The 25,146-nt window shown below is 64.2% G+C and carries 23 protein-coding genes and 1 other RNA gene; 14 read left to right on the forward strand and 10 right to left on the reverse strand.

Annotated elements, in window-relative coordinates; translation table 11 throughout:
* Window positions 1–35: 35 nt before the first annotated feature.
* On the forward strand, window positions 36–440 hold the full coding sequence (locus GCT13_RS16330; protein WP_152759957.1) for a carboxymuconolactone decarboxylase family protein: 405 nt from the start codon (window positions 36–38) through the stop codon (window positions 438–440).
* 253 nt (window positions 441–693) lie between these two features.
* Here the strand turns inward: GCT13_RS16330 and GCT13_RS16335 are convergent, their stop codons facing one another.
* The 8 genes from GCT13_RS16335 to trxA all read right to left on the reverse strand — a co-directional run bounded on the left by GCT13_RS16335 (window position 694) and on the right by trxA (window position 9,719).
* A complete protein-coding gene (locus tag GCT13_RS16335; RefSeq protein ID WP_152759959.1) occupies window positions 694–2,073 on the reverse strand; it encodes an MATE family efflux transporter in 1,380 nt (459 codons plus the stop codon).
* A gap of 2 nt (window positions 2,074–2,075) precedes the next feature.
* A complete protein-coding gene (locus GCT13_RS16340) occupies window positions 2,076–3,833 on the reverse strand; it encodes an ArnT family glycosyltransferase (protein ID WP_152759813.1) in 1,758 nt (585 codons plus the stop codon).
* Window positions 3,834–4,299: 466 nt separating this feature from the next.
* Window positions 4,300–4,563: a type B 50S ribosomal protein L31 gene (locus tag GCT13_RS16345; protein ID WP_008921611.1), complete on the reverse strand. Its 264-nt coding sequence runs from the start codon at window positions 4,561–4,563 to the stop codon at window positions 4,300–4,302.
* A gap of 170 nt (window positions 4,564–4,733) precedes the next feature.
* Window positions 4,734–5,570 (reverse strand): M90 family metallopeptidase, encoded by an 837-nt coding sequence (locus tag GCT13_RS16350; protein WP_152759815.1) that lies wholly within the window; start codon window positions 5,568–5,570, stop codon window positions 4,734–4,736.
* A 51-nt stretch (window positions 5,571–5,621) separates the two neighbouring features.
* Window positions 5,622–7,178, reverse strand: coding sequence for an MFS transporter (locus tag GCT13_RS16355; protein ID WP_152759817.1), 1,557 nt, complete (start codon window positions 7,176–7,178; stop codon window positions 5,622–5,624).
* Entirely contained in the window at window positions 7,175–7,681 is a 507-nt protein-coding gene (locus tag GCT13_RS16360) for a MerR family transcriptional regulator (protein ID WP_152759819.1), read from the reverse strand. Before GCT13_RS16360 ends, GCT13_RS16355 begins: the two co-directional genes overlap by 4 nt.
* Window positions 7,682–7,852: 171 nt before the next feature.
* Window positions 7,853–9,115: a transcription termination factor Rho gene (gene rho / locus GCT13_RS16365; RefSeq protein WP_012400357.1), complete on the reverse strand. Its 1,263-nt coding sequence runs from the start codon at window positions 9,113–9,115 to the stop codon at window positions 7,853–7,855.
* A 277-nt stretch (window positions 9,116–9,392) separates the two neighbouring features.
* Window positions 9,393–9,719, reverse strand: a complete 327-nt coding sequence (gene trxA, locus GCT13_RS16370; protein ID WP_007586494.1) for a thioredoxin TrxA — start codon at window positions 9,717–9,719, stop codon at window positions 9,393–9,395.
* Between the two features lie 468 nt (window positions 9,720–10,187).
* Here trxA and ffs point away from each other — a divergent pair.
* The 8 genes from ffs to GCT13_RS16410 all read left to right on the forward strand — a co-directional run bounded on the left by ffs (window position 10,188) and on the right by GCT13_RS16410 (window position 18,177).
* Window positions 10,188–10,286, forward strand: an RNA gene (gene ffs, locus GCT13_RS16375) — signal recognition particle sRNA small type.
* Window positions 10,287–10,467: 181 nt separating this feature from the next.
* Window positions 10,468–12,831 (forward strand): DNA polymerase III subunit gamma/tau, encoded by a 2,364-nt coding sequence (gene dnaX / locus GCT13_RS16380; RefSeq protein WP_152759821.1) that lies wholly within the window; start codon window positions 10,468–10,470, stop codon window positions 12,829–12,831.
* A gap of 62 nt (window positions 12,832–12,893) precedes the next feature.
* A complete protein-coding gene (locus GCT13_RS16385; RefSeq protein WP_006048866.1) occupies window positions 12,894–13,220 on the forward strand; it encodes a YbaB/EbfC family nucleoid-associated protein in 327 nt (108 codons plus the stop codon).
* A gap of 91 nt (window positions 13,221–13,311) precedes the next feature.
* Entirely contained in the window at window positions 13,312–13,908 is a 597-nt protein-coding gene (recR, locus tag GCT13_RS16390) for a recombination mediator RecR (protein ID WP_087735801.1), read from the forward strand.
* Between the two features lie 87 nt (window positions 13,909–13,995).
* Window positions 13,996–15,237 carry a CaiB/BaiF CoA transferase family protein gene (locus GCT13_RS16395; protein ID WP_152759823.1) on the forward strand — a complete coding sequence of 414 codons (1,242 nt, stop codon included), beginning with the start codon at window positions 13,996–13,998 and terminating at the stop codon, window positions 15,235–15,237.
* Between the two features lie 111 nt (window positions 15,238–15,348).
* The gene (locus GCT13_RS16400) at window positions 15,349–16,386 is read left to right on the forward strand and encodes an ABC transporter substrate-binding protein (RefSeq protein ID WP_152759825.1); all 1,038 of its coding nucleotides are present in this window, start codon (window positions 15,349–15,351) and stop codon (window positions 16,384–16,386) included.
* Window positions 16,387–16,526: 140 nt separating this feature from the next.
* Entirely contained in the window at window positions 16,527–17,351 is an 825-nt protein-coding gene (locus tag GCT13_RS16405) for an ABC transporter ATP-binding protein (protein ID WP_152759827.1), read from the forward strand.
* A 1-nt stretch (window position 17,352) separates the two neighbouring features.
* Window positions 17,353–18,177, forward strand: a complete 825-nt coding sequence (locus GCT13_RS16410) for an ABC transporter permease (protein ID WP_152759829.1) — start codon at window positions 17,353–17,355, stop codon at window positions 18,175–18,177.
* An 82-nt stretch (window positions 18,178–18,259) separates the two neighbouring features.
* Here GCT13_RS16410 and GCT13_RS16415 read toward each other — a convergent pair whose 3' ends face one another.
* Window positions 18,260–19,234 (reverse strand): NADPH:quinone oxidoreductase family protein, encoded by a 975-nt coding sequence (locus tag GCT13_RS16415; protein WP_152759831.1) that lies wholly within the window; start codon window positions 19,232–19,234, stop codon window positions 18,260–18,262.
* Between the two features lie 271 nt (window positions 19,235–19,505).
* Between GCT13_RS16415 and surE the strand changes: the two genes are divergently transcribed.
* From surE to GCT13_RS16440, 5 genes are read left to right on the forward strand one after another with little or no spacing between them, the layout of a single operon-like run.
* Complete coding sequence (gene surE / locus GCT13_RS16420; protein WP_152759833.1) at window positions 19,506–20,264, forward strand: 5'/3'-nucleotidase SurE; 759 nt, start codon at window positions 19,506–19,508, stop codon at window positions 20,262–20,264.
* Window positions 20,261–21,322: a protein-L-isoaspartate(D-aspartate) O-methyltransferase gene (locus GCT13_RS16425; protein ID WP_152759835.1), complete on the forward strand. Its 1,062-nt coding sequence runs from the start codon at window positions 20,261–20,263 to the stop codon at window positions 21,320–21,322. Before surE ends, GCT13_RS16425 begins: the two co-directional genes overlap by 4 nt.
* A 5-nt stretch (window positions 21,323–21,327) precedes the next feature.
* Window positions 21,328–22,260 carry a peptidoglycan DD-metalloendopeptidase family protein gene (locus GCT13_RS16430; RefSeq protein ID WP_152759837.1) on the forward strand — a complete coding sequence of 311 codons (933 nt, stop codon included), beginning with the start codon at window positions 21,328–21,330 and terminating at the stop codon, window positions 22,258–22,260.
* Window positions 22,261–22,281: 21 nt separating this feature from the next.
* On the forward strand, window positions 22,282–23,376 hold the full coding sequence (gene rpoS, locus GCT13_RS16435; protein WP_152759839.1) for an RNA polymerase sigma factor RpoS: 1,095 nt from the start codon (window positions 22,282–22,284) through the stop codon (window positions 23,374–23,376).
* A 5-nt stretch (window positions 23,377–23,381) separates the two neighbouring features.
* A complete protein-coding gene (locus GCT13_RS16440) occupies window positions 23,382–24,158 on the forward strand; it encodes a 3'-5' exonuclease (protein ID WP_152759841.1) in 777 nt (258 codons plus the stop codon).
* Window positions 24,159–24,224: 66 nt separating this feature from the next.
* Here the strand turns inward: GCT13_RS16440 and GCT13_RS16445 are convergent, their stop codons facing one another.
* Complete coding sequence (locus GCT13_RS16445) at window positions 24,225–25,088, reverse strand: endonuclease/exonuclease/phosphatase family protein (RefSeq protein WP_152759843.1); 864 nt, start codon at window positions 25,086–25,088, stop codon at window positions 24,225–24,227.
* Window positions 25,089–25,146 lie beyond the last annotated feature (58 nt).

The following is a 25,146-nucleotide window of genomic DNA, read 5'->3' on the forward strand; positions in this document are numbered from 1 at the left end:
CAATGAATGACGCACATGCAAAGGCACAAGAGCAAATGCAAGCGGGAGCACGCGGCGATCGCTATGCGCGCGGCTGGGACAAGCTGAAGGAAATCGACGGCACGGCGGGGGAGAAGGTGATCGCGTCGCTCGCGTCCGTTGCGCCGGATTTCGCGCGGCTGCTGATCGAGTTTCCGTTCGGCGATGTGTACAGCCGCCCGCAACTGGACCTGCGCGCACGTGAGATCGCGACGATCGCCGCATTGGCCGCGCTCGGCAATGCGCAGCCGCAACTGAAGGTGCACGTCGAGGCGGCGCTCAATGTCGGATGCACGCGCGACGAGATCGTCGAGGTGTTCATGCAGATGGCCGTGTATGCGGGCTTTCCGGCGGCGTTGAATGCGTTGTTCGCGGCGCATGAGGTGTTCGCTCAGCGCGACGAGGAAGAGGGGGCCGCGTAGGCGGTATCTGCGGCGATTGCGGGTTCAGGGAAGGGTTAAGGTGCAACTAACGGTCTGTTTTTATCCCTCACCCCAACGCGACGTGAGCGGCATGCACGTGAGGCGTTGTCTTTAGCCGGATGTCGCGGCTTCATGGGAAGGCGTTTACTGCTGGTTTGCCGAAATGCAGACCAGCACGACCAAGCGGACCGCACCAGCGCATCTGAAACATCGATCGATGCGCATGCCGTCAGCATGAAAAGCGCCTGGTCGTTCAGGCCGCGCTATCTGCCTGCATCTGCGCGCCCATCCGCACGGACCGCCCGCTGATCCAGCGCAGATAGAGCGCGAGACCGACGCCCGCAATCGCCAGGCTTGCCGTATTCGCCAGCCAGAAGCCGCGTGCGCCCGTGAACGATACGGGCACCCATCCGCCGACGTCGAAACCGAGCGCATAGCCGCCGCCGAGTCCGACGCCCCACAGCGCGACCGCGTAGATAACGGTCGGCACAACCGCGACGCGATACGCGCGCAGCACGAATGCCGACGTGATCTGCAACGCATCGCAGAGATGGTAGAAGACGACGATCAGCACCAGCGGCATCGCCGCCGCCGCGACCCGCGCATCCGGCGTATAGCCCGCGATGATCAGCGGCCGCAGCGCGAGCACGATCACGCCGTAGCAGCACGCAATCGCAACGGCCATCGCGATGCCGTGCCGCGCGAGCGTGCGCGCCGCTTCGTAGCGATGCGCGCCGAGCGCCTGGGCGACGAGCGTCGACGTGGCGATGCCGATCGACAGCGGCGTCATGTACAGCACGGCGCCGATGTTGCCCGCGATCTGATGCCCCGCCAGTGTCGTCGTGCCGAAACGCGCGATGAAGAGCGCCATGAACGTGTACGACGTGACTTCGATCAGATACGAGAGTCCCATCGGAATGCCAAGCTTCAGCAGCGCGGCCTGACGGCGCCAGACGGGCCAGCAGAAATGCGCGAAGATCGCGAACGGCCGGAACACGTCGAGCTTCGTCATCGCCAGCATGCCGACGACGGCGAGCGTCCAGTTGATCAGCGTGCTGGCGAGCGCGCAGCCCGGGCCGCCGAGCGCCGGCGCGCCGAGTCCGCCGAAGATCAGCCATGTGTTGAGCGGCAGCTTCAGCATCAGCGCGCCGATCTGCAGGATCATCACGAGCCGCGGCTGGCCGACGGCGTTCGTCAGCGAGCTATAGACGCGAAACGCAAGGCTCGCCGGCAATCCGAACGCGACTATTTGCAGGTACGACACCGTGCGCTCGCGCAGCGCTTCGGGCGCACGCGCAAGCTGCAGCAGCGGATGAGGGAAGTAGAGAATCAGAAAGCCGATGAGGGCGAGCGCAAACGCAAGCCATAGCGCCTGGCGCACTTCCTCGCCGATCTCGTCGTAGCGGGCGGCGCCGTACAGCTGGCCCGCGATCGGCTGCAACGCCGTCAGAATGCCCGTCAGTCCGATATACACGGAGATGTAGATCGATGAGCCCAGGCCGAGGGCGGCCAGATCCGTCGCCGAGTAGCGGCCGACCATCGCCGTATCGATCACGCCGAACGCGATAATCGCCAGCTGGCCGATCAGCACGGGCCATGCGAGCCCGGCGATTTTCCGCACATCGGCGAACATCGTCAGCCGTGTTTCTTCGGGCGCCACGGGTGGCGTTTGACGGGCGGCTGCGGGCGGTCGATGCGCACGTACAGCCGGAAGCGTTCGTCGCGGTCGGCGGCGCGGCGGCCTTCCCACACGAGTTTCCACACGAAGTTCGACATCGAGCTCGGCTCGCCGAAGTCCTGCGTGTCCTGGCGCAGGATCACGTCGCAATCTTCATCGAATGAAAAATGCATGTCGCCGAAATAGGCGAATGTTGCGATCTGCGCGTCGCCGAGACGCACGGGCGCAATGCAGTTGTAGTCGGATGGCAGGTGCGCGGAAATCTGCTCGGCCACGTCCTTGTACGTCCGGCTGTAGTTGACGACAGGCAGCCAGAGCGTCATCAGCAGCACCCACATCAGCGTCGTGCCGGCGCTCGACAGCACGACGCTGCGCCACAGCACCTTCGGATGGCGCGCGACGCGCCACTGCACGAGCGCGAACCAGCAGATCGTCACCGCGACCGCGCACAGGAACGACAGGATCTTGAACTGCGGCGTGAAGCCCGGCGCGAGCCGCGCGAGATTGCGCGCGAGCTGATGCGGAAAGCCCGTCATGCCCGCAAGCCACACGAGCCACACGAACGTGCCGAGCACCGTGAAGCTCAGCACCGCGAACCAGTCGATTGCGTTGATCGCGCCGCGCTTGAGCGTCGGCAGCGCGAATGCCGCGATCACCGCGAGCGCGGGCATCAGCAGCGTGAAAAGGCGGTTCGTCCCCTGGCTTTGCAGCACGACGAGAATCAGCAGCGGCGCGATCACCGACAGCGGAATCGCAATGTGCGGCGCGCGCCGCAGCCCCGCCCAGCTGAACCACGCCCAGATCGCGAGCGGCCACGCGGGCCACGCGAAGAGCGGCAGGTTCTTGACGGCATACCGCAGCGTCGAGCCGTACGGGCCGGCGAACGCGTGCAGGCTGGTGCGCATCCATTGATGAAGGAACCAGACGGCGTCGTCGGGGAAGAGCGCGATCGCCGTGAGCGGCCACACGACCGAGAGCGCCAGCGCGACGGGCAGACCCGCGAGCATCAGCGTGCGCCAGTGCGTTTCGTGCACGATGATCAGCATCGCGAATGTGCCGACGAGCAGCGCGCCGACCAGCACGGGATTGCTCGTCAGCGCGACGAGGCCGATCGCGCAGCCCCAGATCAGCGCGCCCTGGACGGGCTTGTCGATCATCCGCACGAGGCCGTAGACGAGCATCGCGATGCAGACGAATTGCGCGATCTGCGGGGTCGTTTCGTGGCCGCGCTCGGCGAGGCCGAAGATCGCGAGCAGGATCAGCAGCGCGCCGTCGCCGAGCGTGCGGCCATAGTCGCGCGGCTCGGGCTCGCCGCCGAATGCGTACTTGAACGGCTGCACCTCGGGGCGGCGGCCGAGCAGATAGGCCGCATACCAGACGAACGCGCACGCCGCGCAGAACAGCAGGCCCGTGAACACGCGCGACGCGTTGCTCGCGTCGACGAGCGGGTCCAGCACGCGGATTGCGCTCGCGCCGAGCCAGTAGCCGAGCGGCGCATCCGACGTGATGTACTTGCCGACGAGATTGGGCAGCATCCAGTCGTGCAGCGTGCCGTTGGCCATCGTCCACATGACGCCGAAGCCGGCTGCGTCTTCCGTCTTCCACGGGTCGCGGCCGAACAGGCCAAACGACGCGTACACGACGCAGATGGTGAGCAGCAGCCAGCGCGGCAGCGCGCTGGTGGCGGAAGCAGTGAGGCGAACGACTGATCTCATGCGGTGTTCGTGTGAGGCTGACCGGGCGGCAGCCGTGAGTTATTGATGGAGCGCAGGAGGCGTCTCTGAATCAGCATGCGGCATTGTAGTCGCGCGGCACGGTGCCCGTCACAAACGCACGCCGACGCGGCGGATGGGAGCAGGGCAGCGAAAGGGCAGAGAAGCGGGCTTTCGGGGCGCCGTTCGACGTGGGCCAGACGGGTGTTGCGGCGGGCTTCAGGCGGACTTTGCTTCGAGGTCTGCTGTCGTGCCGGCAGCCGTTGCGACGCGTAGGCATCGATAGCAATGGATGCAACCCGCATGTAACGTGGCGCAATGCCGTATCGGGCGAAGCGGGGGCACGCGGCCAGAGAGCCCAACCCAGCCCAACAAACCTTCCGCCGACAAAAAAGGGCAGCTTGCGCTGCCCTTCTTGCATCGTGGCGGCCCGGACAGGAGTCGGGGCCTGCAACACCTGTACTGCCGGTTACTTCGCGGCCTTGCCCGAAGCGCGGGCGCCGAACTTCTTGTTGAACTTCTCGACGCGGCCTGCCGTGTCCATGATCTTCTGCTGGCCCGTGTAGAACGGGTGCGATTCCGACGAGACTTCGATCTTCGCCAGCGGGTACGTCTTGCCGTTGAATTCGGCCGTTTCACGCGTCTGGATGGTCGAGCGCGTTACGAACTTGAAGTCGTTCGACATATCGACGAACAGGACTTCGCGGTAATTCGGGTGAATGCCTTCTTTCATGGTCTTTCCTTTAATCTGGCGGTAGCCAACCCGGGAGCCGGAGAATTCCGCAACCGCGAGCCACTTGCCTAAGGTCGAAAAACGGTGATTATGCCAGAAAATCAGACGTTTGACGAAGTTCGTGGAGGTTTTTTCGCAAGCTTCGGCGGCTGCCCGTTTCTTGCGATGCGCTACGCGTCCGACTGCCCGAGCGCGCCCGTATGCGCCGGGTCCTGACGGTAGTAGCGGGCGAGCAGCCGGTAAAGCTCCGGGTATTCCGCCTCGAACTCGCGCGGCTTCACGAACAGCGCCTCGCTGCACACGGCAAAAAATTCCGATGGATGGTCGGCGGCGTACGGATCGATCAGCGATTCGCGTTCGAAGCGGGCCCAGCGCCGCTCCGGCACGCCGTCCACCTTCGCGCAGAACTGGTCGTATGCGTGGTCGAACACGTCCGCCCATTGCGCGGAATCGAGCGGCGCATGCAGCTTGCGAAAGAGGGGCGGGTGGCCGTCGGCTTCGCCCGTCACCATGTCGATCTTGTGCGCGAACTCGTGAATCACGACGTTGTACGCGTCCGAGCCGTCCGTCATCTGCGCGTCTTCCCATGACAGGATCACGGGCCCGCCTTCCCACGCTTCGCCGCTCGCATCGTGCTCGACTTCATGGACGACGCCGTCCTCGTCCTCGACGGTCTTGCGGATCACGAACTCGCCCGGATAGACGATCACGCCGACCCAGCCGCGATACAGATCGAGCCCGAGATTCAGCACGGGCAGGCACGCCTGCACGGCGATCGCGACGGTGATCTGATCCGTCAGCTCGAGATCGTGCGCGGTCGAGAACTCCTTTTGCGCGAGAAAGAGGCTTGTCATGTCGCGCAGGCGCGCGAGGTCGGCGGCGCCGAGACGCGTGAGGAACGGCAGGCCATCGAGCGTCGCCTGCCAGAGCGCGTCGTCGATCGCGTGGGTGCGCAGCGCGCGATCGCGGCGGCGCGTGTCGAGCCATTGAGTGAATTTCGAAAGCATCGCGCGGTTGCCTCGCAGTTACCCGTTTTCGCTAACGTTGTCGATACGACTCTAGTCGATCTGCTTTTGCCATGCGGCGAAAACGCCGCCGCATACGGCCACGCCGATCAGAAAGTAAAACCCGTCGAGCGATGCGAGGAAGCTCGCCTGTTGCGCGACCATCCGGCTCACCTCGACGACGGCCAGCGCATGCGCGTCGGCGGCCGAGCGGCCGGCCGCCGTAAAGCCGTGCGTGAGCGCCGCGATCGTGTTCTCGAACGCCGGATTGTACGGATTCGCAAACTCGGCGAGCCGCGTCTGATGCAGCGCCTGACGATGCTGCTCGACGATGATCACCGACGCCGTCGCGAATGAAATCGTCAGTTGCCGGACGATGTTCTTCAGCCGGTAGCCGTGCGAGAACTCCTCGATAGCGAAGATTCTAAACGTCAGGTTCGCGACGGGCAGCACGATGAAGAGCAGCAGCAAGCCGCGCAGGAGAAGCGGCAGGATCAACGCTGCTTCGCCGACGGCGGGCGACATGCGCGTCATCCACGCGGCCGCGAACGCCGCGACCGCGAAGCCCGGCACGATGATCCATTTCTTGCGCGGCAGCAGTTTCGCGTAGCGCACATACGCGAACAGCGCCGTCGCCGAAATCAACGACGTGACGCCGACCAGCTGGCCCGTGTTCTCGACGGGATAGCCGAGGCCGGTTTCGAGGAAGCGCGAGATCAGATAGCTGAACGCCGTCGACTCGTAGTAGTAGAACATGTACAGCACGAGCCCGACCTGGAAGGTCTTTTCGCGCAGCGCATGCAGCCGCACGAGCGGCGACGGATGGTGCCATTGATGCCAGACGAACCACGCAAGCGCCGCGATGCCCGCCGCCGTCAGCATGAGCAAATTCGGCGATGTGCTGAAGAGCTGAAAGCGCACCTGCTGCATCACGATTTGCAGCGCGCCTTGTGCGAACGCGAAGATGATGTATGGCCAAAAGTGCGTCGCGCCGCGTTCTTCCGGCGTGCGGCCGCCGGAATCGGGCAGCGCAAGCATCGCGAGCACCGCGAACAGCACGCCGAACGGCGCCGTGCACGCAAAGAGCGCGCGCCACGTGAAATGCGCGACCAGCTGTCCGCCGACGAGCGGCGCGAGCGCGCTGCACAGCACGATCAGGATCAGAAAGGCGCGCGTTGCGGCCGGCCGCCGCTGCTGCGTGAAGCTCAGCTGGATGAGGATGCGGCACGTGCCCATCATCGGGCCGATGAAATAGCCTTGAAAGCCGCGCGCGAACAGCAGGCCGAACGATGTATCGCACAGCGCCGCTGCGACGGCGCCCACCGCATAGAGCAGCATGCAGCCGGCCACGTAGCGCCGGTAGCCGACGCGGTCGACCCACCATTGCTGTTGCAGGATGCCGAGCACGGCCGCGACGGCATACGCACTCGACGACCACACGAGTTCGTCCGGCGACGCGTTGACGCCGCCCGCGATGTAGCCGGCGAAGAACGAAAAGATCGCGTTGTCGAAGTAGTCGAGGCCGGTAACGACGGCCAGCACCCACGGGAAGAAATCGCCGCGCAGTTTCTCCGCGCTGAAGATCTGCGCGAGCGGTAATCCTGCGTTCATGCTTTCGTGCCCTTGCTCCCGGCACGTTTGCTGGCGGCTGTGGCGTGGCGCTGCCTGATCAGTTCATCGGCGCTTTCGCCGGCGAGACGCCGCTCGACGTAATTCAGGTCGTCGGCGAGTTCGGCCTTGAGCTTCTGCACTTCTTTCAACTCGCGCCGCACGGATTCGATGCGCGCGTCGAGCGATTCGATCTGTTGTGCGAGGCCGTCGCGAATCTGCTGCAGCGAGTCCATCGAGTAGCGGTTGCGTCCGCCTTCCGTCGTTTCGAGCGGGCGTTTCAGCATTTCCGTGATGCCCGCGAGCGAGAAGCCCAGCGCGCGCAGACGCAGGATGCGCGCAAAGCGTTCGAGGTCGTCTTCGTCGTACAGGCGATAGCGGCCTTCGCTGCGGCTTGGCGTGACGAGGCCGCGTTCCTCGTAATACTTGAGCGTGCGCGGCGTGACGTTCAGACGTTCGGCGGCGTCGCGCACGGTCAGCAGAGTGGGGGGCTCGTCGTTCGGCATGGCGATGCTTCACATGTCGGTCGTAATGCGAGGCATTATAGATTAACGTGTACGTTCACGTACAGGATTGCGTGTGGACGTAGTGCTGGGCGCAAGGCGTGCGGACGAAAAAAAACGCCTGCGCGATGGCAGGCGTTTTCGTGTTCGAAGATTCGAAGCGCTGGGCGGCGATCAGCCGCCGCGGCGCATCATGTCGAAGAACTCAGCGTTGTTCTTCGTCTGGCGAATCTTGTCGAGCAGGAATTCCATCGCTTCGACTTCATCCATGTCGTGAATGAACTTGCGCAGTACCCAGATCTTTTGCAGGATCTCGGGCTTGATCAGCAGTTCTTCGCGACGCGTGCCGGACTTGTTCAGATTGATAGACGGATAGACGCGCTTTTCCGCGAGACGGCGCTCGAGGTGCACTTCCATGTTGCCCGTGCCCTTGAACTCTTCGTAGATCACGTCGTCCATGCGGCTGCCCGTTTCGATCAGCGCGGTGCCGATGATGGTCAGCGAGCCGCCTTCCTCGATGTTGCGCGCCGCGCCGAAGAAGCGCTTCGGACGCTGCAACGCGTTCGCATCGACACCGCCCGTCAGCACCTTGCCCGATGCCGGCACGACCGTGTTGTACGCGCGCGCGAGACGCGTGATCGAGTCGAGCAGAATCACGACGTCGTTCTTCATTTCGACGAGGCGCTTCGCCTTTTCGATCACCATTTCGGCGACCTGCACGTGACGCGCGGCGGGTTCGTCGAAGGTCGATGCGATCACTTCGCCCGCCACCGAGCGCTGCATCTCCGTCACTTCTTCCGGACGCTCGTCGATGAGCAGCACGAACAGGATGACGTCGGGATGGTTCTGCTTGATTGCGTGCGCGATGTGCTGGAGCATCACAGTCTTGCCGGACTTCGGCGACGCGACGAGCAGGCCGCGCTGGCCCTTGCCGATGGGCGCGATCATGTCGATGATGCGGCCCGTGACGTTCTCTTCGCCGCGCATCTCACGTTCGAGCAGCAGCACCTTGTTCGGGTGCAGCGGCGTCAGGTTCTCGAACATGATCTTGTGCTTCGAGGCCTCGGGCGGCTGGCCGTTGACCTTGTCGACCTTCACCAGCGCGAAATAGCGCTCGCCGTCCTTCGGCGTGCGGACTTCGCCTTCGATGGTGTCGCCCGTATGCAGGTTGAAGCGGCGAATCTGCGACGGGCTGATGTAGATGTCATCCGTGCTTGCGAGATACGAGGTTTCCGGCGAGCGCAGGAAGCCAAAGCCGTCAGGCAGCACTTCGAGCGTGCCGTCACCGAAGATCGTTTCGCCCGTTTTGGCGCGTTTTTTCAGAATGGCGAACATCAGTTCCTGCTTGCGCAGGCGGTTCGCACTTTCGATCTCGAGACCATTGGCCATCTCGATCAATTGGGACACGTGTAGCGTCTTGAGCTCGGATAAATGCATACGGAGAACCCGCAGAGAAGGTGCGACCTGAAATGAAATCTGGGAGGAGAAGTGAGCGGAACCGCTCAAGGACTTACTCGTCTTTTAGACGTTTTATGGATTCTAGCATAGCACACGCCAATTCCAGCCTGCGCGGCTGGTTAGACTTGACGCATGATTCTTGTTGTCCCACGACAACAAGAATCATGCGGCTCGCTCGATGCATCAACTCACTGCAAGTTTTGCGAGCCGGGTGGCGCGCATGCGATGCATGCGTGCCGTGTCTGCGTGTGGCCGATTAAAGATTGCCGTCGAGGAACGCGGTGAGTTGCGACTTCGACAGTGCGCCGACCTTCTGTGCAGCAACGGCGCCGTTCTTGAACAGGATCAGAGTGGGGATGCCGCGCACGCCGAACTTGACGGGCGTGGACTGATGTTCGTCGACGTTGATCTTGGCGATCTGCAGGCGATCAGCGTAGTCCTTCGCAACTTCGTCGAGGATCGGCGCGATCATCTTGCACGGGCCGCACCATTCCGCCCAGAAGTCGAGCAGCACGGGTTTATCGGATTTGACGACGTCCTGTTCAAACGATGCGTCGCTGATATGCTTGATGTGTTCGCTCATTGTGTGAATACCTCTTTCGGTTCGAGGCCTGCTTTGATTGCCCGCCACGATACAACAAAATCAGAAAACTTTCCGTTCGCTTTGCCACAGGACAAACCATGAAAGCCGACGCGCGAAGCACTGTGGGGACAGTTTCGGGAAGGCGACCTGGCTTGGCTTTGCGGGTCAGTTGAACGTCAGTTTAGCCTAAATTGCTATGCGTTGCCCGCCGTGATAGTACGCCTTCCGACGGTAGGGTTTCATGCCGCGCGCGGCAGCACTGGCAAGGCTTCGGCCCATATCCCGAGTGCCTCGCGCGCGTATGCCGTGCACGCTGCAACCCGTCGTGACAAACCCTATCTGGAGATCGTGCGCGCGAAGACAAGAGGAGGGATGTGCCGAAGTTTCGGCTCTGTTGCGGCTCCGTTACGGCGGCTTTTGTCCCGATGCCTCTCGCGCAGCGCAGCAAGCGATGTTAGAATACGACGTGACGGGCCTCCTCGCATGGAGGGGCGGTCAACCTGGTCAGGTCGGGAACGAAGCAGCCACAGCCGTTTTCCGCCAGTGCCGAGGGTCGGGCTCGTCACCTTCCTTTCTTCCCTTCTGTCTCACTTTCCCCCGGTATTTCTCGTCATCTGCGTTGGTCGAAACGCGGCATGTTCAGGCGCTGGCGTCGCGAAATTCAATGAGCGTCAGAGCGTTGTCACGCCTTGCGCGAGCGCGCGATCGATTCGTCTTTTCGCGTCAGCGTTGCTGATACAATTTCCGGATGACCTATCAAGTTCTCGCACGCAAATGGCGGCCGAAGGATTTTGCTTCGCTCGTCGGACAGGAGCACGTGGTGCGCGCGCTCACGCACGCGCTCGACGGTGGCCGTCTGCACCACGCCTATCTGTTTACGGGCACGCGCGGCGTCGGCAAGACGACGCTCTCGCGTATCTTCGCGAAGGCGCTCAATTGTGAAACGGGCGTGACGGCCACGCCGTGTGGCGTTTGCCGCGCTTGCCGCGAGATCGACGAAGGGCGCTTCGTCGATTACGTCGAGATGGATGCGGCGAGCAACCGTGGTGTCGACGAAATGGCCGCGCTGCTGGAACGCGCTGTGTATGCGCCCGTCGATGCGCGCTTCAAGGTCTACATGATCGACGAAGTGCACATGCTCACGAACCACGCGTTCAACGCGATGTTGAAGACGCTGGAAGAGCCGCCGCCGCACGTGAAGTTCATCCTCGCGACGACCGACCCGCAGAAGATTCCTGTCACGGTGCTCTCGCGCTGCCTTCAGTTCAACCTGAAGCAGATGCCGGCAGGGCATATCGTCTCGCACCTGGAACGCATCCTCGGCGAAGAGAACATTCCGCACGAGGCGCAGGCATTGCGCCTGCTCGCGCGCGCCGCGGACGGTTCGATGCGCGATGCGCTGTCGCTGACCGACCAGGCGATCGCGTACTCGGCCAATCAGGTCACTGAGGAAGCCGTGCGCGGCATGCTCGGCGCGCTCGACCAGAGCTATCTGATTCGTCTCCTCGATGCGCTCGTCGCGGGCGACGGCGCCGAGGTGCTGTCTGTCGCCGACGAGATGGCGTTGCGCAGTCTGTCGTTTTCGACCGCGCTGCAAGACCTCGCAGGTCTTTTGCACAAGATCGCGTGGGCGCAGTTCGCGCCGTCGTCGGTGCTGGAAGAGTGGCCGGAGGCCGCCGACCTGCGCCGTTTCGCCGATGCGCTGAGCCCCGAGCAGGTTCAGTTGTTCTATCAGATCGCGACGATCGGCCGAAGCGAGCTGGGCCTCGCGCCCGACGAATACGCGGGTTTCACGATGACGCTATTGCGGATGCTCGCGTTCGAGCCGGCGCCGAATGGCGGCGGTGGTGGCGTGGCGCCTGCGGGACGCTCGACGGTTCCGGCTGCGGCTGGATCGAAGCGTGCGGGCACGCCCGTCGCGGCGGCTCCTGTGCGCGAGGCACAGGCTCGTCCGATTGAGACGCCGGCCGCTGCACCGAAGCCCGAATCCGTGCCCGCTCAGCCGAAAGCAGTCAGCGAAGCACCTGAAATCGCAGCAGCTGCAACGGTCGATATTGGCGTGACACCGATGGCGTCCACCGCCGGGTCCGAGGACGTCGACGAAGCACCTGCTGCCCCAAACGCTTCGGAAGATTTGCCAACCGACTCCGCCACGCCGGACGACAACGCGCCAGCACAAGCCGCAGCCGCGCCGCAACGTCAGCCCGAAGCTGCGCCGCGTCGCGCGGGCGGCGCCCGCGCCGCGCTCGACGTGCTGCGCAACGCGGGCATGAAGGTGTCGACGGATCGCGGCGCTTCGGCCCGTTCGGCTTCCGCTGCGCCCGCCGCAGCAGCGTCTCCCGCGGCGACGGCGAAGCCCGCCGCGCCGCGCGTCGCCGTTCGCGTGCCGGCACCCGATCCCGCGCGCCGCGCCGCCGCCGCGCAACAGGAGGCCACCGCGCGAGCCCAGCCGTCGCGTGCCGCGCAACAGCAGGGTGGCTCGTCCGTTCCGCCGTGGGAAGACATTCCGCCCGACGACTATATTCCCGCTTCGTCGGACGATGCGTTCTTCGCACCTTCCGACGACAACTTCATTCCCGTCTTCGACAGCGGCCCCGATGACGTGGTCGTCGCGCGAGGCAGTGCGTCCGCCGCGGCGCCCGCAGCCGCGCCCGTCGTCGACATCCGCACGCTGCCGCCCGCCGTGCCGCTCAATGCGATCGGTTTCGACGGCGACTGGCCGGCGCTCGCCGTCACGCTGCCGCTCAAGGGCATCTCGTATCAGCTCGCGTTCAACAGCGAGTTGATGGCCGTCGAGGGCAAGACGCTGAAGCTCAACGTCGCGGTCCAGCTCTACGCCGAGCCTGCGCAGATCGTGAAGCTGAAAGCGGCGCTCGCCGAACGGCTCGGCAGCGAGATCGACGTGCAGGTCGAAGTCGGTCCCGTGCAGCGCACGGCTGCGGTGCTCGATGCGGTCGAGCGCGCGCAGCGTCAACGGGAAGCCGAGCGCGAAATCGGCGCCGATCCGTTCGTGCAATCTCTGATCCGCGAGTTCGGCGCGAGCATCGTGCCGGGCTCGGTGCGTCCCGTCACGCCGGGCGCCGACGGCGGTCACAACGCCGCCAGCCACTGATTCCCGCGCGCGCCGGATGAGCGCGCGTCAACCGGATTTCACCATTACGAAGGAGCAAGTCCATGATGAAAGGTCAACTCGCCGGGCTGATGAAGCAAGCCCAGCAGATGCAAGAGAACATGAAGAAGATGCAGGAGCAACTCGCGCAGATCGAAGTCGAGGGGCAGTCGGGCGCGGGCCTCGTCAAGGTGACGATGACCTGCAAGAACGACGTGCGCCGCGTGTCGATCGATCCGAGCCTGCTCGCCGACGACAAGGACATGCTCGAAGATCTCGTGGCGGCTGCGTTCAACGACGCTGTGCGCAAGGCGGAAGCCACCGCGCAGGAGAAGATGGGCGGCATGACCTCGGGCCTGCCGCTGCCGCCGGGCTTCAAGCTGCCGTTCTGATCGCACGGGCTGTTCGCGCGCGGGCACCGGGCGCTTCGCCCGCAGCCCGTGCGCGCCTCGCCGAACCCACCATCGACGCCGCCGTTCCAGCATGAAACAACCTTCCGCCTTGTCGGCGCTCGTCGAAGCGCTGCGCGTTCTGCCCGGCGTCGGGCCGAAGTCGGCGCAACGCATGGCGTACCACCTGATGCAGCACGATCGGGACGGCGCCGAAAAGCTCGGCCGCTCGCTGCTGTTCGCGACCGAGCATCTGCAGCACTGCGAGAAGTGCAACACCTTCACGGAAGCGCAGATCTGCGAGGTCTGCAGCGATACCGAACGTGATCCGACGCTGCTGTGCGTCGTCGAAACACCCGCCGATCAGATCATGCTCGAACAGACGATGACTTATCGCGGGCTCTATTTCGTGCTGATGGGACGCCTGAGTCCGCTCGACGGCATCGGCCCGAAAGAGATTCATTTCGACCGGCTCGTCAAACGCGCATCGGATGGCGTCGTCAAGGAAGTGGTGCTCGCGACCAACTTCACCAACGAAGGCGAGGCGACCGCGCACTACCTCGGGCAAACGCTGAAGGCACGCGGCCTGTCGGTGACGCGTCTCGCGCGCGGCGTGCCCGTTGGCGGCGAGCTCGAGTATGTCGATGCGGGCACCATCGCGCGCGCGATGCTCGACAGGCGCTCGATGTAGCAGCTAGTGAGCATCGAACCCGCATTGAACGCGTAGCGCACGGATGCATCGGCCTCGTCTGGCAAGTACAAGAAGATCGGGAGACACATGAGCACATCGACTGCAACGCCAGAAGAACAACACAAAGGACCAACCCAGGGCCCGCTCGCGGGCGTCAAGGTGCTCGAGCTCGGCACGCTGATCGCCGGGCCGTTCGCCGCGCGCTTTCTCGGCGAGTTCGGCGCGGACGTGATCAAGATCGAAGACCCGAAGGGCGGCGATCCGCTGCGCAAGTGGCGCAAGCTCTATCCCGAAGCGGGCGGCACGTCGCTGTGGTGGGCCGTGCAGGCGCGCAACAAAAAGTCGGTGACGATCAATCTCAAGGCCGACGAAGGCAAGGAAATCGTCCGCAAGCTCGCGCAAGAAGCGGATATCGTCGTCGAGAATTTCCGGCCGGGGCTGCTCGAAAAGCTCGGGCTCGGCTATGACGTGCTGTCGAAGGACAACCCCGGTCTCGTGATGGTGCGCCTGTCCGGCTACGGGCAGACGGGGCCGTATCGCGACCGTCCGGGCTTCGGCGCGATCGCGGAATCGATGGGCGGTCTGCGTCATATCACCGGGTATCCGGATCTGCCGCCGCCGCGCATCGGCATTTCGATCGGCGATTCGATCGCGGCGCTGCATGGTGTGATCGGCGCGCTGATGGCGCTGCATCACCGCCAGGTGAACGGCGGCAAAGGGCAGATCGTCGATGTCGCGCTGTACGAAGCCGTCTTCAACATGATGGAAAGCGTGGTGCCCGAGTATGGCGTCTATGGCATGGTGCGCGAGCGCACGGGCGCTTCATTGCCGGGCATCGTGCCGTCGAATACCTATCCGTGCCGCGACGGCAGCATCGTGATCGGCGGCAACAGCGATCCGATTTTCAAGCGACTGATGATCGCGATCGACCGTGACGACCTCGCGAACGATCCTGCGCTCGCGCACAACGATGGCCGGGTGCCGCGCACACAGGAGATCGACGGCGCGATCGCGGCGTGGCTCGCGGATCGCACGATCGACGAAGCGCTCGACGTGCTGAACGCGGCCGACGTACCCGTGGGCCGCATCTATAGCGTCGCGGACATGTTCACCGATCCGCAATACGCCGCGCGCCAGATGATCCAGAGCTTCAAATGGCAGGACGGCCGTGACATCGCGTTGCCGGGCGTCACGCCGAAACTCTCCGAAACGCCCGGCGAAACGCGCTGGCTCGGGCCCGAACTGGGTGAACATACGGATGAAGTTCTGCAAACGCTGGGTTATGATGCGGACCACATCGCAAGGTTGCACGCGCAACAGATCGTTTGAACGGGGAACGGACCAGCGCGTGAGCGCGCGCGAACAGTGCACAAAGCGCGCGTGCAGACCGGCCGACCAGGCCGGCGACAGAACAACGATAGAAGAAACGGAGACAGGACCATGCAACGAAGAAGCTTTCTCGCAGGCACCGCGGCGCTCGCGGGCGCATCGCTCGTCGGCTCGCCGCTCGCATTCGGGCAAGGCAAGCTGGAGACGTCGAAAGTTGCGATCGCCGTCGGCGGCAAGAATCTTTTCTACTATCTGCCCCTCACGATTGCCGAGCGCCGTAATTTCTTCAAGGACGAAGGGCTCGAAGTCGAGATCTCCGACTTCGCGGGCGGCTCGCAGGCGTTGAAGGCGGCTGTCGGCGGCAGTGCAGATGTCGTCTCCGGCGCGTTCGAACACACGCTGCTGCTGCAGGCGAAGAACCAGTACTTCCGTGAATTCGTGCTGCAAGGGCGCGCGCCGCAGATCGTGCTCGCCATGTCGAAGAAGACGATGGCGAACTACAAGTCGATCGCGGACCTGAAGGGCAAGAAGATCGGCGTGACTGCTCCGGGTTCGTCGACGTCGATCATGGCGAGCTTCGTGCTCGCGAAAGCCGGGCTGACCGCGAAAGACGTGTCGTTCATCGGCGTCGGCGCCGGCGCGGGGGCGATCGCCGCGCTGCAATCGGGGCAGATCGACGCGCTCGCCAATCTCGATCCGGTGATGACGAAGCTCGAACGCTCGGGCGAGATTCGCGTCGTGTCCGACACGCGCACGCTCAACGATACGCACACGGTGTTCGGCGGCAACATGCCTGCCGGCTGCCTGTATGCGTCGCAAGCGTTCATCAGCAAGAATCCGAACACGACGCAGGCGCTCGCCAACGCGATGGTGCGCGCGCTGAAGTGGCTGCAAACAGCGACGGGCACCGAACTAATCAACACCGTGCCCGAGTCGTACCTGCTCGGCGACCGCGCACTGTATCTGGATTCGTGGCAGCACGTGAAAGAGGCGATGTCGCCCGATGGCCTGATGCCCGCCGACGGCCCCGCGACGTCGCTCAAGACGCTGCAGGCCTTCGACGACACCGTGAAGGGCAAGCCGATCGATCTGTCGAAGAGCTGGACGAACGACTTCGTGAAGAAAGCGCTCACGACGGTCAGGGCGTAACGCACTGGCGCAAGGACAACGACAGGCACAAGGGCGAGCGCCTGCGTCGCGCTCGCCTTTCAGGCAGAACGCGCAGTCGCGCCGTCACATCCTTGTCCGAAACCTCGAACCATCAAAGCATCGAAGAAGCGAGCCGAACGATGACCGTTGCTGCCTTGGCGCTCGAAAACATCACCTGCACATTTGCGTCGCGTGAGAATCGCGCCCAGCGATACACCGCCGTCAAGGACACGACCTTGCGCATCGCGCCGGGCGAATTCGTATCGGTCGTCGGGCCGACGGGCTGCGGCAAGTCGACGTTGCTGAACGTTGGCGCGGGGCTGCTGGAGCCGTCGTCGGGCGCGGTGACGGTGTTCGGCGAGAAGCTGTCGGGCATCAACCGGCGCGCGGGCTACATGTTCCAGGCCGATGCGCTGATGCCGTGGCGCTCGGCGCTCGACAACGTGATCGCAGGCCTGTCTTTCCATAACGTGCCGCGCGCCGAAGCCCGCTCACGTGCGGAAGAATGGCTCAAGCGCGTCGGCCTCGGCGGCTTCGGAGACCGTTATCCGCATCAGCTGTCGGGCGGCATGCGAAAGCGGGTTGCGATGGCGCAGACGCTGATCCTCGATCCCGACATCATCCTGATGGACGAGCCGTTTTCCGCGCTCGACATCCAGACGCGCCAGTTGATGGAAAACGAGCTGCTCGATCTGTGGGCCGCGAAACGCAAGGCCGTGCTGTTCATCACGCACGATCTCGACGAAGCGATCGCGATGTCGGATCGCGTCGTCGTGCTGTCGGCGGGGCCTGGCACGCGGCCCATCGGCGAGTTCACGATCGATCTGCCGCGTCCGCGCGACGTCGCCGAAGTGCGCTCGCATCCGCGCTTCGTCGAACTGCATGCTCAGATCTGGAGCGTGCTGCGCGATGAAGTGCTGAAGGGTTATCAGCAGCAACTGACGGCTGTGCAGGAGAACAACTGAGATGTGGAAAGTCTTGCGTCCGAACCGCGCGAATCTCGTGATCTGGCAGTGGCTGCTGCTCGTGCTGTCCTTCGTGCTCTGGTACGTGCTGACGAGTCCGACGCTGTTGCCCGCGTTCTATTTCGACGATCCGAACAAGGCCGCGTTCTTCTTCGGCGAGCCGCAAAAAGTGCTCGTGCGAATCTGGGAGTGGTTCGCGTCCGGCGAGATCTATCTGCATCTGTGGATCACGCTGATCGAGACGGTGCTCGCGTTCGCGCTCGGCACGGTGCTGGGGCTCGGCGTCGGCCTGTGGCTCGCGCTATCGCCGCTCGCGAGCGCGCTGTTCGATCCTTACATCAAGGCAGCGAACTCGATGCCGCGCGTGATTCTCGCGCCTATCTTCGGCGTGTGGTTCGGCTTGGGGATCTGGTCGAAGGTCGCGCTCGGCGTGACGCTAGTGTTCTTCATCGTGTTCTTCAACGTCTATCAGGGCGTGAAGGAAGTGAGCCCCGTCGTGCTCGCGAACGCACGCATGCTCGGCGCGAACCGCAAGCAGCTGCTGCGCGCCGTCTATCTGCCGAGCGCGATGAGCTGGGTGTTTTCGAGCCTGCATACGTCGGTGGGACTCGCGTTCGTCGGCTCGGTGGTGGGCGAGTACCTGGGCTCGGCGCGCGGCGTCGGCTATCTGATCCTGCAAGCCGAGGGCACCTTCGATATCAACACGGTGTTCGCCGGCATTCTCGTGCTGACGGCCTTCGCGCTGATACTCGATGCGATCGTCGGCATGCTGGAGCGGCGCCTGATGAAGTGGCAGCCGAAGAGCGGCGAGACGGAAAAGATCTGATCGCCGGTGTATCGAAAGAAGAACGGCGCGTGACCTGCAAGGGCCACGCGCCGTTTGTCGTTGAGCAGCCGGTACGACGTGCTTACGGCGTGATCACGATCTTGCCGAGCACGCGCCGCTGCGCCATGTCGTTGAGCGCGCGCGGCGTATCTTCGAGCGGATAGCGCGCCGATACCAGCGGATTGAGTTTGCCTTCGCGAATCCAGCCGATCATCTCCTGGAACGCAGCCGCGTTGCGCTGCGGTTCGCGGCGCGCGAAATCGCCCCAGAACACGCCGACGATGCTCGCGCCTTTCAGCAACGCGAGATTGAGCGGCAGCTTCGGAATCTCGCCGTTCGCAAAGCCGACGACGAGATAGCGCCCACGCCATCCTATGCTGCGAAACGCGGGCTCCGCATAACCGCCGCCGACCGGGTCATAGATCACGTCGGGACCTTTGCCGTCCGTCAGCGCGTTGATGCGTTCGCGCAGGTCTTCCGTCGCGTAGTTGATGGTCGCGTCGGCGCCATGCGTGACACAGGTCGCGAGCTTCTCGTCGCTCGATGCCGCAGCGATCACACGCGCGCCGAGCGCCTTGCCGATCTCGACGGCCGCGAGCCCGACGCCGCCCGCCGCGCCCAGCACGAGCATCGTTTCGCCCGCTTTCAACGCCGCGCGATCGACGACGGCATGATGCGACGTGCCGTATGCGAGCGTGAAGATGGCGGCCGTCTCCATGTCGGCGTCGTCGGGCAGCGGCACGCAGGCGCTCGCATCGGCGAGGGCCTGCTCGGCAAAGCCGCCTTGCTGCGTATAGGCCACCACGCGCATGCCCGGCTTGAACTGCGTGACGCCGTCGCCGACCGCGCGCACGATGCCCGCGACTTCCGCGCCGGGCGTGAAGGGCAGGGGCGGCTTGAACTGATATTTATTCTGGATGATCAGCACGTCAGGAAAATTGACGCTTGCGGCTTTCACGTCGATCACGATCTGGCCGGCTTGCGGCTGAAGATCGGGCAATTCCTCGATGCTGAGTGTCTCGGGCGGACCATAGTGGTTGCAGCGGATTGCGCGCATCGTGTCTCCAGTCGATAAGTGTCCATTGCAAGCTTGACGGGCTCATAAGCGTGCTGTCGATCAGCATGCTTGCCGCGATCTTCATACGCTGTTCAGGCAATGAAGCGCCAGCAATAAAACGAACCCTCGCAGCGAAGCAGTGTAAAGCAAGCGCGAACGACCGTGCGCTTCCGCTACGGCACGAAGCCCATGAAGCCATGCGTTCAGACATAGGCATGCGGCAGGCCAGCGTGTCGTTCGCGTGCCTTGTTTCCTCGGTTACAATCGGCGCATGCGAATCCTACTCAGCAATGACGACGGTTATCTGGCGCCCGGCCTTGCCGCGCTTTACGAAGCGCTCAAGCCGCTCGCCGATGTCACCGTGATGGCACCCGAACAGAATTGCAGCGGCGCGTCGAACTCGCTGACGCTCTCGCGCCCGCTGTCGGTGCTGCGCTCGGCCAACGGCTTCTACTACGTGAACGGCACGCCGACCGATTCCGTCCACATCGCGCTGACGGGCATGCTCGACCATACGCCGGACCTCGTCGTGTCGGGCATCAACAACGGTCAGAACATGGGCGAGGACACGCTGTACTCGGGCACGGTCGCCGCCGCGACGGAAGGCATCATGTTCGGCGTGCCCGCGATCGCGTTTTCGCTCGTCGATAAAGACTGGGTGCACCTCGAAGACGCTACGCGCGTCGCCACCGAAATCGTCGCGCACTATCTCGAACGTCCGCTGCCGGGCCATCCCCTGCTGAACGTCAACATACCGAACCTGCCTTACGAACAGTTGCGCGACTGGCGCATCACGCGCCTCGGCAAGCGGCATCCGTCGCAGCCGGTGATCCGGCAGACCAATCCGCGCGGCGAGCCGATCTACTGGATCGGTCCGTCGGGCGGCGCGCGCGATGCCAGCGAAGGCACCGACTTCCATGCAGTCGCGAACGGCTTCGTGTCGATCACGCCGCTGCAACTCGATCTGACCGATACGGCCATGCTGCCCGCGGCGTGCGACTGGGTGCGCGCGGGGAGCGGCACTTCATGACTGGCGAGCGCGCAAAGCGCTTCCCGCTTGGACTCGAAGACCTGGTGCGCGAGCCGCGCCGGGCCGACGCGCGCGCGGGCGATGCGCGCGGCGCGAAGACGCCCGTCAAGCCGGCGGCATCGAACGCGAACTCGCCGGCAGGCCGCACGCGCAGCGGCGTGAGCGGCACGGCGGGCGTCAAGTCGCCGGCGGGCGCGAAGGGCGTTGTCGGCGCGCTCAATCCGGGCGCGAAAAACGCGAACGCCGGCGCATCCGCGCGCACGCCTTCGATTGCAAAAAACACGGCGGGAATCGTCAATACAAAGAGCACGACTGCGATCCGCAACGACGGCGCGCGCAACCAGTTGCCGCGTCCCGTGACGACATCGTCGGATCGCACGGGCGCGCCGAACGTTGCGCTCAGCAGCGCGCTGACGCTGACCTCCGAACGCGTGCGCGAGCGGATGGTCGAACGGCTGCGTGCGAACGGCGTGTCGGACTCGCGCGTGCTCAATGCGATGGCGATGGTGCCGCGCCACATGTTCGTGGACCCCGGTCTCGCCACGCAGGCGTATGAAGATGCGGCGCTGCCCATCGGCCATCACCAGACGATCTCGAAGCCATCCGTGGTGGCGCGGATGATCGAGCTGGCCGCGCAGGGCCGCACGCTCGCGAACGTGCTCGAAATCGGCACCGGCTGCGGCTATCAGGCTGCCGTGCTGAGCCAGGTCGCGCGCGACGTGTATTCGATTGAACGCATCAAACCGCTTTACGAGCGCGCGAAGACGAACCTGCGTCCGCTGCGCATCCCGAACATCCGTCTGCATTACGGCGACGGACGCGTCGGTTTGCCGTCGGCGGCGCCGTTCGATGCGATCGTGATCGCGGCGGCGGGCCTCGATGTGCCGCAGGCGCTGCTCGAGCAGCTCGCCATCGGCGCGCGGCTCGTGGCGCCCGTCGGATCGCAGGATGGACAGTCGCAGGTGCTCACGCTCGTCGAGCGCACGGGGCCCGCGCAATGGCGCGAATCGCGGCTTGATCGCGTTTTCTTTGTCCCCTTAAAATCCGGAGTGATTTGAACCTGATGAGTATGTTTCGCGCGATGCAAAGAACCAGCCAGAATGTCCCGTTGACCATCGCTCAGCGCAGCGTTTGCGTGGCCATGCTTTCCGTGTTGGCGGCATGTGCCACGCGCCTCGATCAGGCGCCCGTCGTCGATCGCTCCGGCAACCTCGGCACCGTCACGCAAGCGGGTGGTGCGCCCGGCGCGCAGCCTGCCGTGCCGCTCGGTCCGCCGCCTCCGGGCTACTACCGAGTGAAGCCGGGCGACACGTTGTATAGGATCGCGCTCGAAAACGGTCAAAACTATCGCGACATCGCGACGTGGAACAACCTGACGAACCCGAACCAGATCGAGGTCGACCAGTTGCTGCGCGTGGCGCCGCCGGGCGCGAACGGTGCGCCTGTCGTGCCGGGTGTCGCGACGGCGCCGATCGGCGGTGGTGCAGTGCAGAGCGCGCCGCTGAACGGCGCGCCGCAGGCGGCGCAGGCGAACCAGCCGCCGCTCTTCGGCGCAGCGCCGGGCGCGTCGGGCACGCAGGCGACGACGATTCCGCCGCAGGTCGCCAGCGATACGACGGCGTCGAATGGAAACGTGGCGTTTGCGTGGCCGGTTCGAGGGCCGCTGCTCAACGGCTTCGACGACTCGAAGAACAAAGGCGTGAACATCGGGGGCTCAGCGGGCGAACCGGTAAAGGCTTCCGCTGATGGCCGGGTGGTTTATGCAGGAAATGGGCTGCGCGGTTACGGCAATCTCATTATCATCAAACATGACGCAACGTATCTCACAGCGTATGCACATAATCGTGCTTTGATGGTAAAAGAGGGTGACGCGGTAACCAAAGGTCAGAAGATCGCCGAAATGGGCAATAGTGATTCGGACCGCGTGATGTTGCATTTCGAAGTTCGCCGCCAGGGTAAGCCTGTCGACCCATTGAAGTATTTGCCGCCGCAATAAGCCAAGCGAAGCGATACGACCATGCCGAAATCGAAGCGCCGCACACCGCAAGCAGAGACTGAGTCACTCAGCCGTGCCACGCATGTTTCGGTGGACGACGCTGGCGCTTCCGACGTCGAGGACGACGCGGTCGACGATCTCGAAACCGCCAACGATCTCGACGAACGCGCAACGGGTTCCGATGAGGAGCCCGAGTCGCGCGAGGGCGCAAACGATTCCGCTCCCGACGCCGACGATTTCCGCGCGCTGCTGCAGGCCGAACTCACGGCCGACACGATCCAGCATTACCTGAACCGGATCAGCGTGAAGCCGCTGCTCACCGTCGAGGAAGAGCAGCGCTACTCGCGTCTCGCGAAAGCGGGCGAGTTCGAAGCGCGTCAGGTGATGATCGAGCGCAATCTGCGGCTGGTGGTCAGCATCGCGAAGGGTTATCTGAATCGCGGCGTGCCGCTGCTCGATCTGATCGAAGAGGGCAACCTCGGCCTGATGCACGCGATCGAAAAATTCGATCCGACGCGCGGCTTTCGCTTCTCGACTTACGCGACGTGGTGGATTCGCCAGAGCATCGAGCGCGCGATCATGAATCAGGCGCGCACGGTGCGGCTGCCCGTGCATGTGATCCGCGAGCTTAACCAGGTGCTGCGCGCGAAGCGCCATCTCGAAAAGAATTCGATGAACTCGGGCGAGGCGGCCGACCGCCGCGACGCGAGCATCGACGATATCGCGTACCTGACGGGCAAGACGACGGACGAAGTGACCGATATCCTCGCGCTGAACGAACACACGGCGTCGCTCGACGCGCCGCTCGATCTCGATCCCGCGAGCAGCCTGCTCGATCTGCTGTCGGACGACCAGAGCCAGTCGCCGGACGCGGAAGTGCAGCATCGCGAACTCGAAACGCTGACGCGCGCCTGGCTCGCGCGGCTGTCGGACAAGCATCGGCATGTGATCGAGCGCCGCTTCGGTCTCAATCACATCGAACCGGCCACACTCGAAGAACTTGCCGACGAAATGGGCCTCACGCGGGAGCGTGTGCGCCAGATCCAGCAAGAGGCGCTCGTGCGTCTGAAGCGCTTCTTTGCCTCCAATGGCGTGCGTAAGGACGCTGTTCTTTAGAAACAATGACTCCAATTCTGGTTTTCGACATCGAGACGATTCCCGATGTCGCCGGCATTCGCCGGCTTGAAAGTCTTCCTGCCACGATGTCCGACGAAGAAGTCGCCGAGCATGCTTTCGCGGCGCGGCGCGAGAAGACGGGCGGCGATTTCCTGCCGCATCACCTGCAGCGCGTCGCGGCGATTTCATGCGTGTTTCGCGACAACAACGGTTTTCGCGTGCGCTCGCTCGGCACGCCTGAAGACGGCGAAGCGGCGCTCGTGCAGTCGTTCTTCCGGACCATCGAGAAGTACACGCCGCAGCTCGTGTCGTGGAACGGCGGCGGCTTCGATCTGCCCGTGCTGCACTATCGCGCGCTCGTCAACGGCATTCGTGCGAACCGCTACTGGGACCTCGGCGAAGACGACCGCGACTTCAAGTGGAACAACTACATCAGCCGCTATCACTCGCGTCACACCGATCTGATGGATGTGCTTGCGATGTATCAGGCGCGCGCGAACGCGCCACTCGACGCGCTCGCGAAGCTGTGCGGCTTTCCCGGCAAGCTGGGGATGGACGGGGGCCAGGTGTGGCATGCGTTCGTGGCGGGCCGCATCGATGAAATCCGCAACTACTGCGAGACGGACGTCGTCAACACGTATCTGCTGTACTGCCGTTTCCAGCTGATGCGCGGCGGCTTCTCGCCCGAAGAGTACGCGGACGAAATTGCCTTCGTGAAGAATTCGCTCGCGCAGGAGTCGGCGCCGCATTGGGCCGAATATCTGGCTGCGTTCGAGAACTGATCGCAGCGTGCGCTCGCGTGCACGCGCCGCGAATGATGCGCGGGCGCCGCGTGCACACAGGGCAGGTCAATCCATCTCCAGCACGATCGGCTGATGATCGGACGCGCGCGTCGCGCCGTCGATCTCGCAGCTTCGTAGCCGCGTGCGCAGGTCTTCCGTGACGAACAGGAAATCGCACGTGAGCGGCCCGTCCGACCACTGCGCCTTGTCGTAGACGCCCGCCGTCATCGGCGGAGCCTGGTTGGGGTGCAGTGCCGTCCACGCGTCGACGAAGGACGGGCTGCCGTCGAGCGGCTCCAGCATGCGCTTGTACGCTTCGCTGTCGTACGCGCTGTTGAAATCGCCGCAGACGATTGCGCTGACAGGCCGCCCCGTATCGGTGAAAGGTCCGATTGCGTTTTCGGCGGGCGCGGGGTGCGCGGCATGCGCGGCCGCTTCCTGCTGCATCGCGCGCAGATGGTTCACCTGCGCGAGCCGTTGCTTGAGCGAATAGAACTCCAGATGCGTGACAATCACGCGCAGCGGGGCGCTGGGCGCGCGCAGCACGGCTTCGAGCGCGACGCGCTGCATCGACGGCGCTTCCGGGTCGGCGGGCCACGGCAGCGAATGACGGATCACGCGCTCGATGGGCAGACGCGTCGCGAGCGCGTTGCCGAACTGGCGGCGCGGCGCGGCGGGCGCGTCGAGCTTGAGCGGCGCGAGGTCCGCGCCGATCGCGCCGAGCACCGTGTAGCCGGGCAGCAGATCGGCCAGCTCGGCAAACTGGTCGTCGCCCGGATGGCCCGCCAGCACCGAAAAGCCGCGCGTGATTTCCTGCAGGCACAGCACGTCGAAATCGGCGAGCCGCCGTGCTTCGTCGATCGTGCGCGACAGGTTCACGTCCCCGTGCGCACTGCGTCCCCACTGGACGTTCCAGCTGATCAGTCGCATCGTCAAATCTCCGTCGGTGTTTGTCGTTCGTCTACAATCTCAGGTTTGGTCCCGCTGA

It is taken from the genome of Paraburkholderia franconis (assembly GCF_009362735.1).
GTDB lineage: Bacteria > Pseudomonadota > Gammaproteobacteria > Burkholderiales > Burkholderiaceae > Paraburkholderia > Paraburkholderia franconis.

Coding starts and splice junctions, on each gene's coding strand:
- recR (WP_087735801.1), top strand. CDS start 13,312: ATGAAACAACCTTCCGCCTTGTCGGCGCTCGTCGAAGCGCTGCGCGTT.
- GCT13_RS16395 (WP_152759823.1), top strand. CDS start 13,996: ATGAGCACATCGACTGCAACGCCAGAAGAACAACACAAAGGACCAACC.
- GCT13_RS16335 (WP_152759959.1), bottom strand. CDS start 2,073: ATGTTCGCCGATGTGCGGAAAATCGCCGGGCTCGCATGGCCCGTGCTG.
- GCT13_RS16330 (WP_152759957.1), top strand. CDS start 36: ATGCAAGCGGGAGCACGCGGCGATCGCTATGCGCGCGGCTGGGACAAG.
- GCT13_RS16400 (WP_152759825.1), top strand. CDS start 15,349: ATGCAACGAAGAAGCTTTCTCGCAGGCACCGCGGCGCTCGCGGGCGCA.
- GCT13_RS16410 (WP_152759829.1), top strand. CDS start 17,353: ATGTGGAAAGTCTTGCGTCCGAACCGCGCGAATCTCGTGATCTGGCAG.
- GCT13_RS16340 (WP_152759813.1), bottom strand. CDS start 3,833: ATGAGATCAGTCGTTCGCCTCACTGCTTCCGCCACCAGCGCGCTGCCG.
- surE (WP_152759833.1), top strand. CDS start 19,506: ATGCGAATCCTACTCAGCAATGACGACGGTTATCTGGCGCCCGGCCTT.
- GCT13_RS16430 (WP_152759837.1), top strand. CDS start 21,328: ATGAGTATGTTTCGCGCGATGCAAAGAACCAGCCAGAATGTCCCGTTG.
- rpoS (WP_152759839.1), top strand. CDS start 22,282: ATGCCGAAATCGAAGCGCCGCACACCGCAAGCAGAGACTGAGTCACTC.
- GCT13_RS16405 (WP_152759827.1), top strand. CDS start 16,527: ATGACCGTTGCTGCCTTGGCGCTCGAAAACATCACCTGCACATTTGCG.
- rho (WP_012400357.1), bottom strand. CDS start 9,115: ATGCATTTATCCGAGCTCAAGACGCTACACGTGTCCCAATTGATCGAG.
- GCT13_RS16360 (WP_152759819.1), bottom strand. CDS start 7,681: ATGCCGAACGACGAGCCCCCCACTCTGCTGACCGTGCGCGACGCCGCC.
- GCT13_RS16355 (WP_152759817.1), bottom strand. CDS start 7,178: ATGAACGCAGGATTACCGCTCGCGCAGATCTTCAGCGCGGAGAAACTG.
- GCT13_RS16350 (WP_152759815.1), bottom strand. CDS start 5,570: ATGCTTTCGAAATTCACTCAATGGCTCGACACGCGCCGCCGCGATCGC.
- GCT13_RS16385 (WP_006048866.1), top strand. CDS start 12,894: ATGATGAAAGGTCAACTCGCCGGGCTGATGAAGCAAGCCCAGCAGATG.
- GCT13_RS16415 (WP_152759831.1), bottom strand. CDS start 19,234: ATGCGCGCAATCCGCTGCAACCACTATGGTCCGCCCGAGACACTCAGC.
- GCT13_RS16445 (WP_152759843.1), bottom strand. CDS start 25,088: ATGCGACTGATCAGCTGGAACGTCCAGTGGGGACGCAGTGCGCACGGG.
- GCT13_RS16425 (WP_152759835.1), top strand. CDS start 20,261: ATGACTGGCGAGCGCGCAAAGCGCTTCCCGCTTGGACTCGAAGACCTG.
- trxA (WP_007586494.1), bottom strand. CDS start 9,719: ATGAGCGAACACATCAAGCATATCAGCGACGCATCGTTTGAACAGGAC.
- GCT13_RS16345 (WP_008921611.1), bottom strand. CDS start 4,563: ATGAAAGAAGGCATTCACCCGAATTACCGCGAAGTCCTGTTCGTCGAT.
- dnaX (WP_152759821.1), top strand. CDS start 10,468: ATGACCTATCAAGTTCTCGCACGCAAATGGCGGCCGAAGGATTTTGCT.
- GCT13_RS16440 (WP_152759841.1), top strand. CDS start 23,382: ATGACTCCAATTCTGGTTTTCGACATCGAGACGATTCCCGATGTCGCC.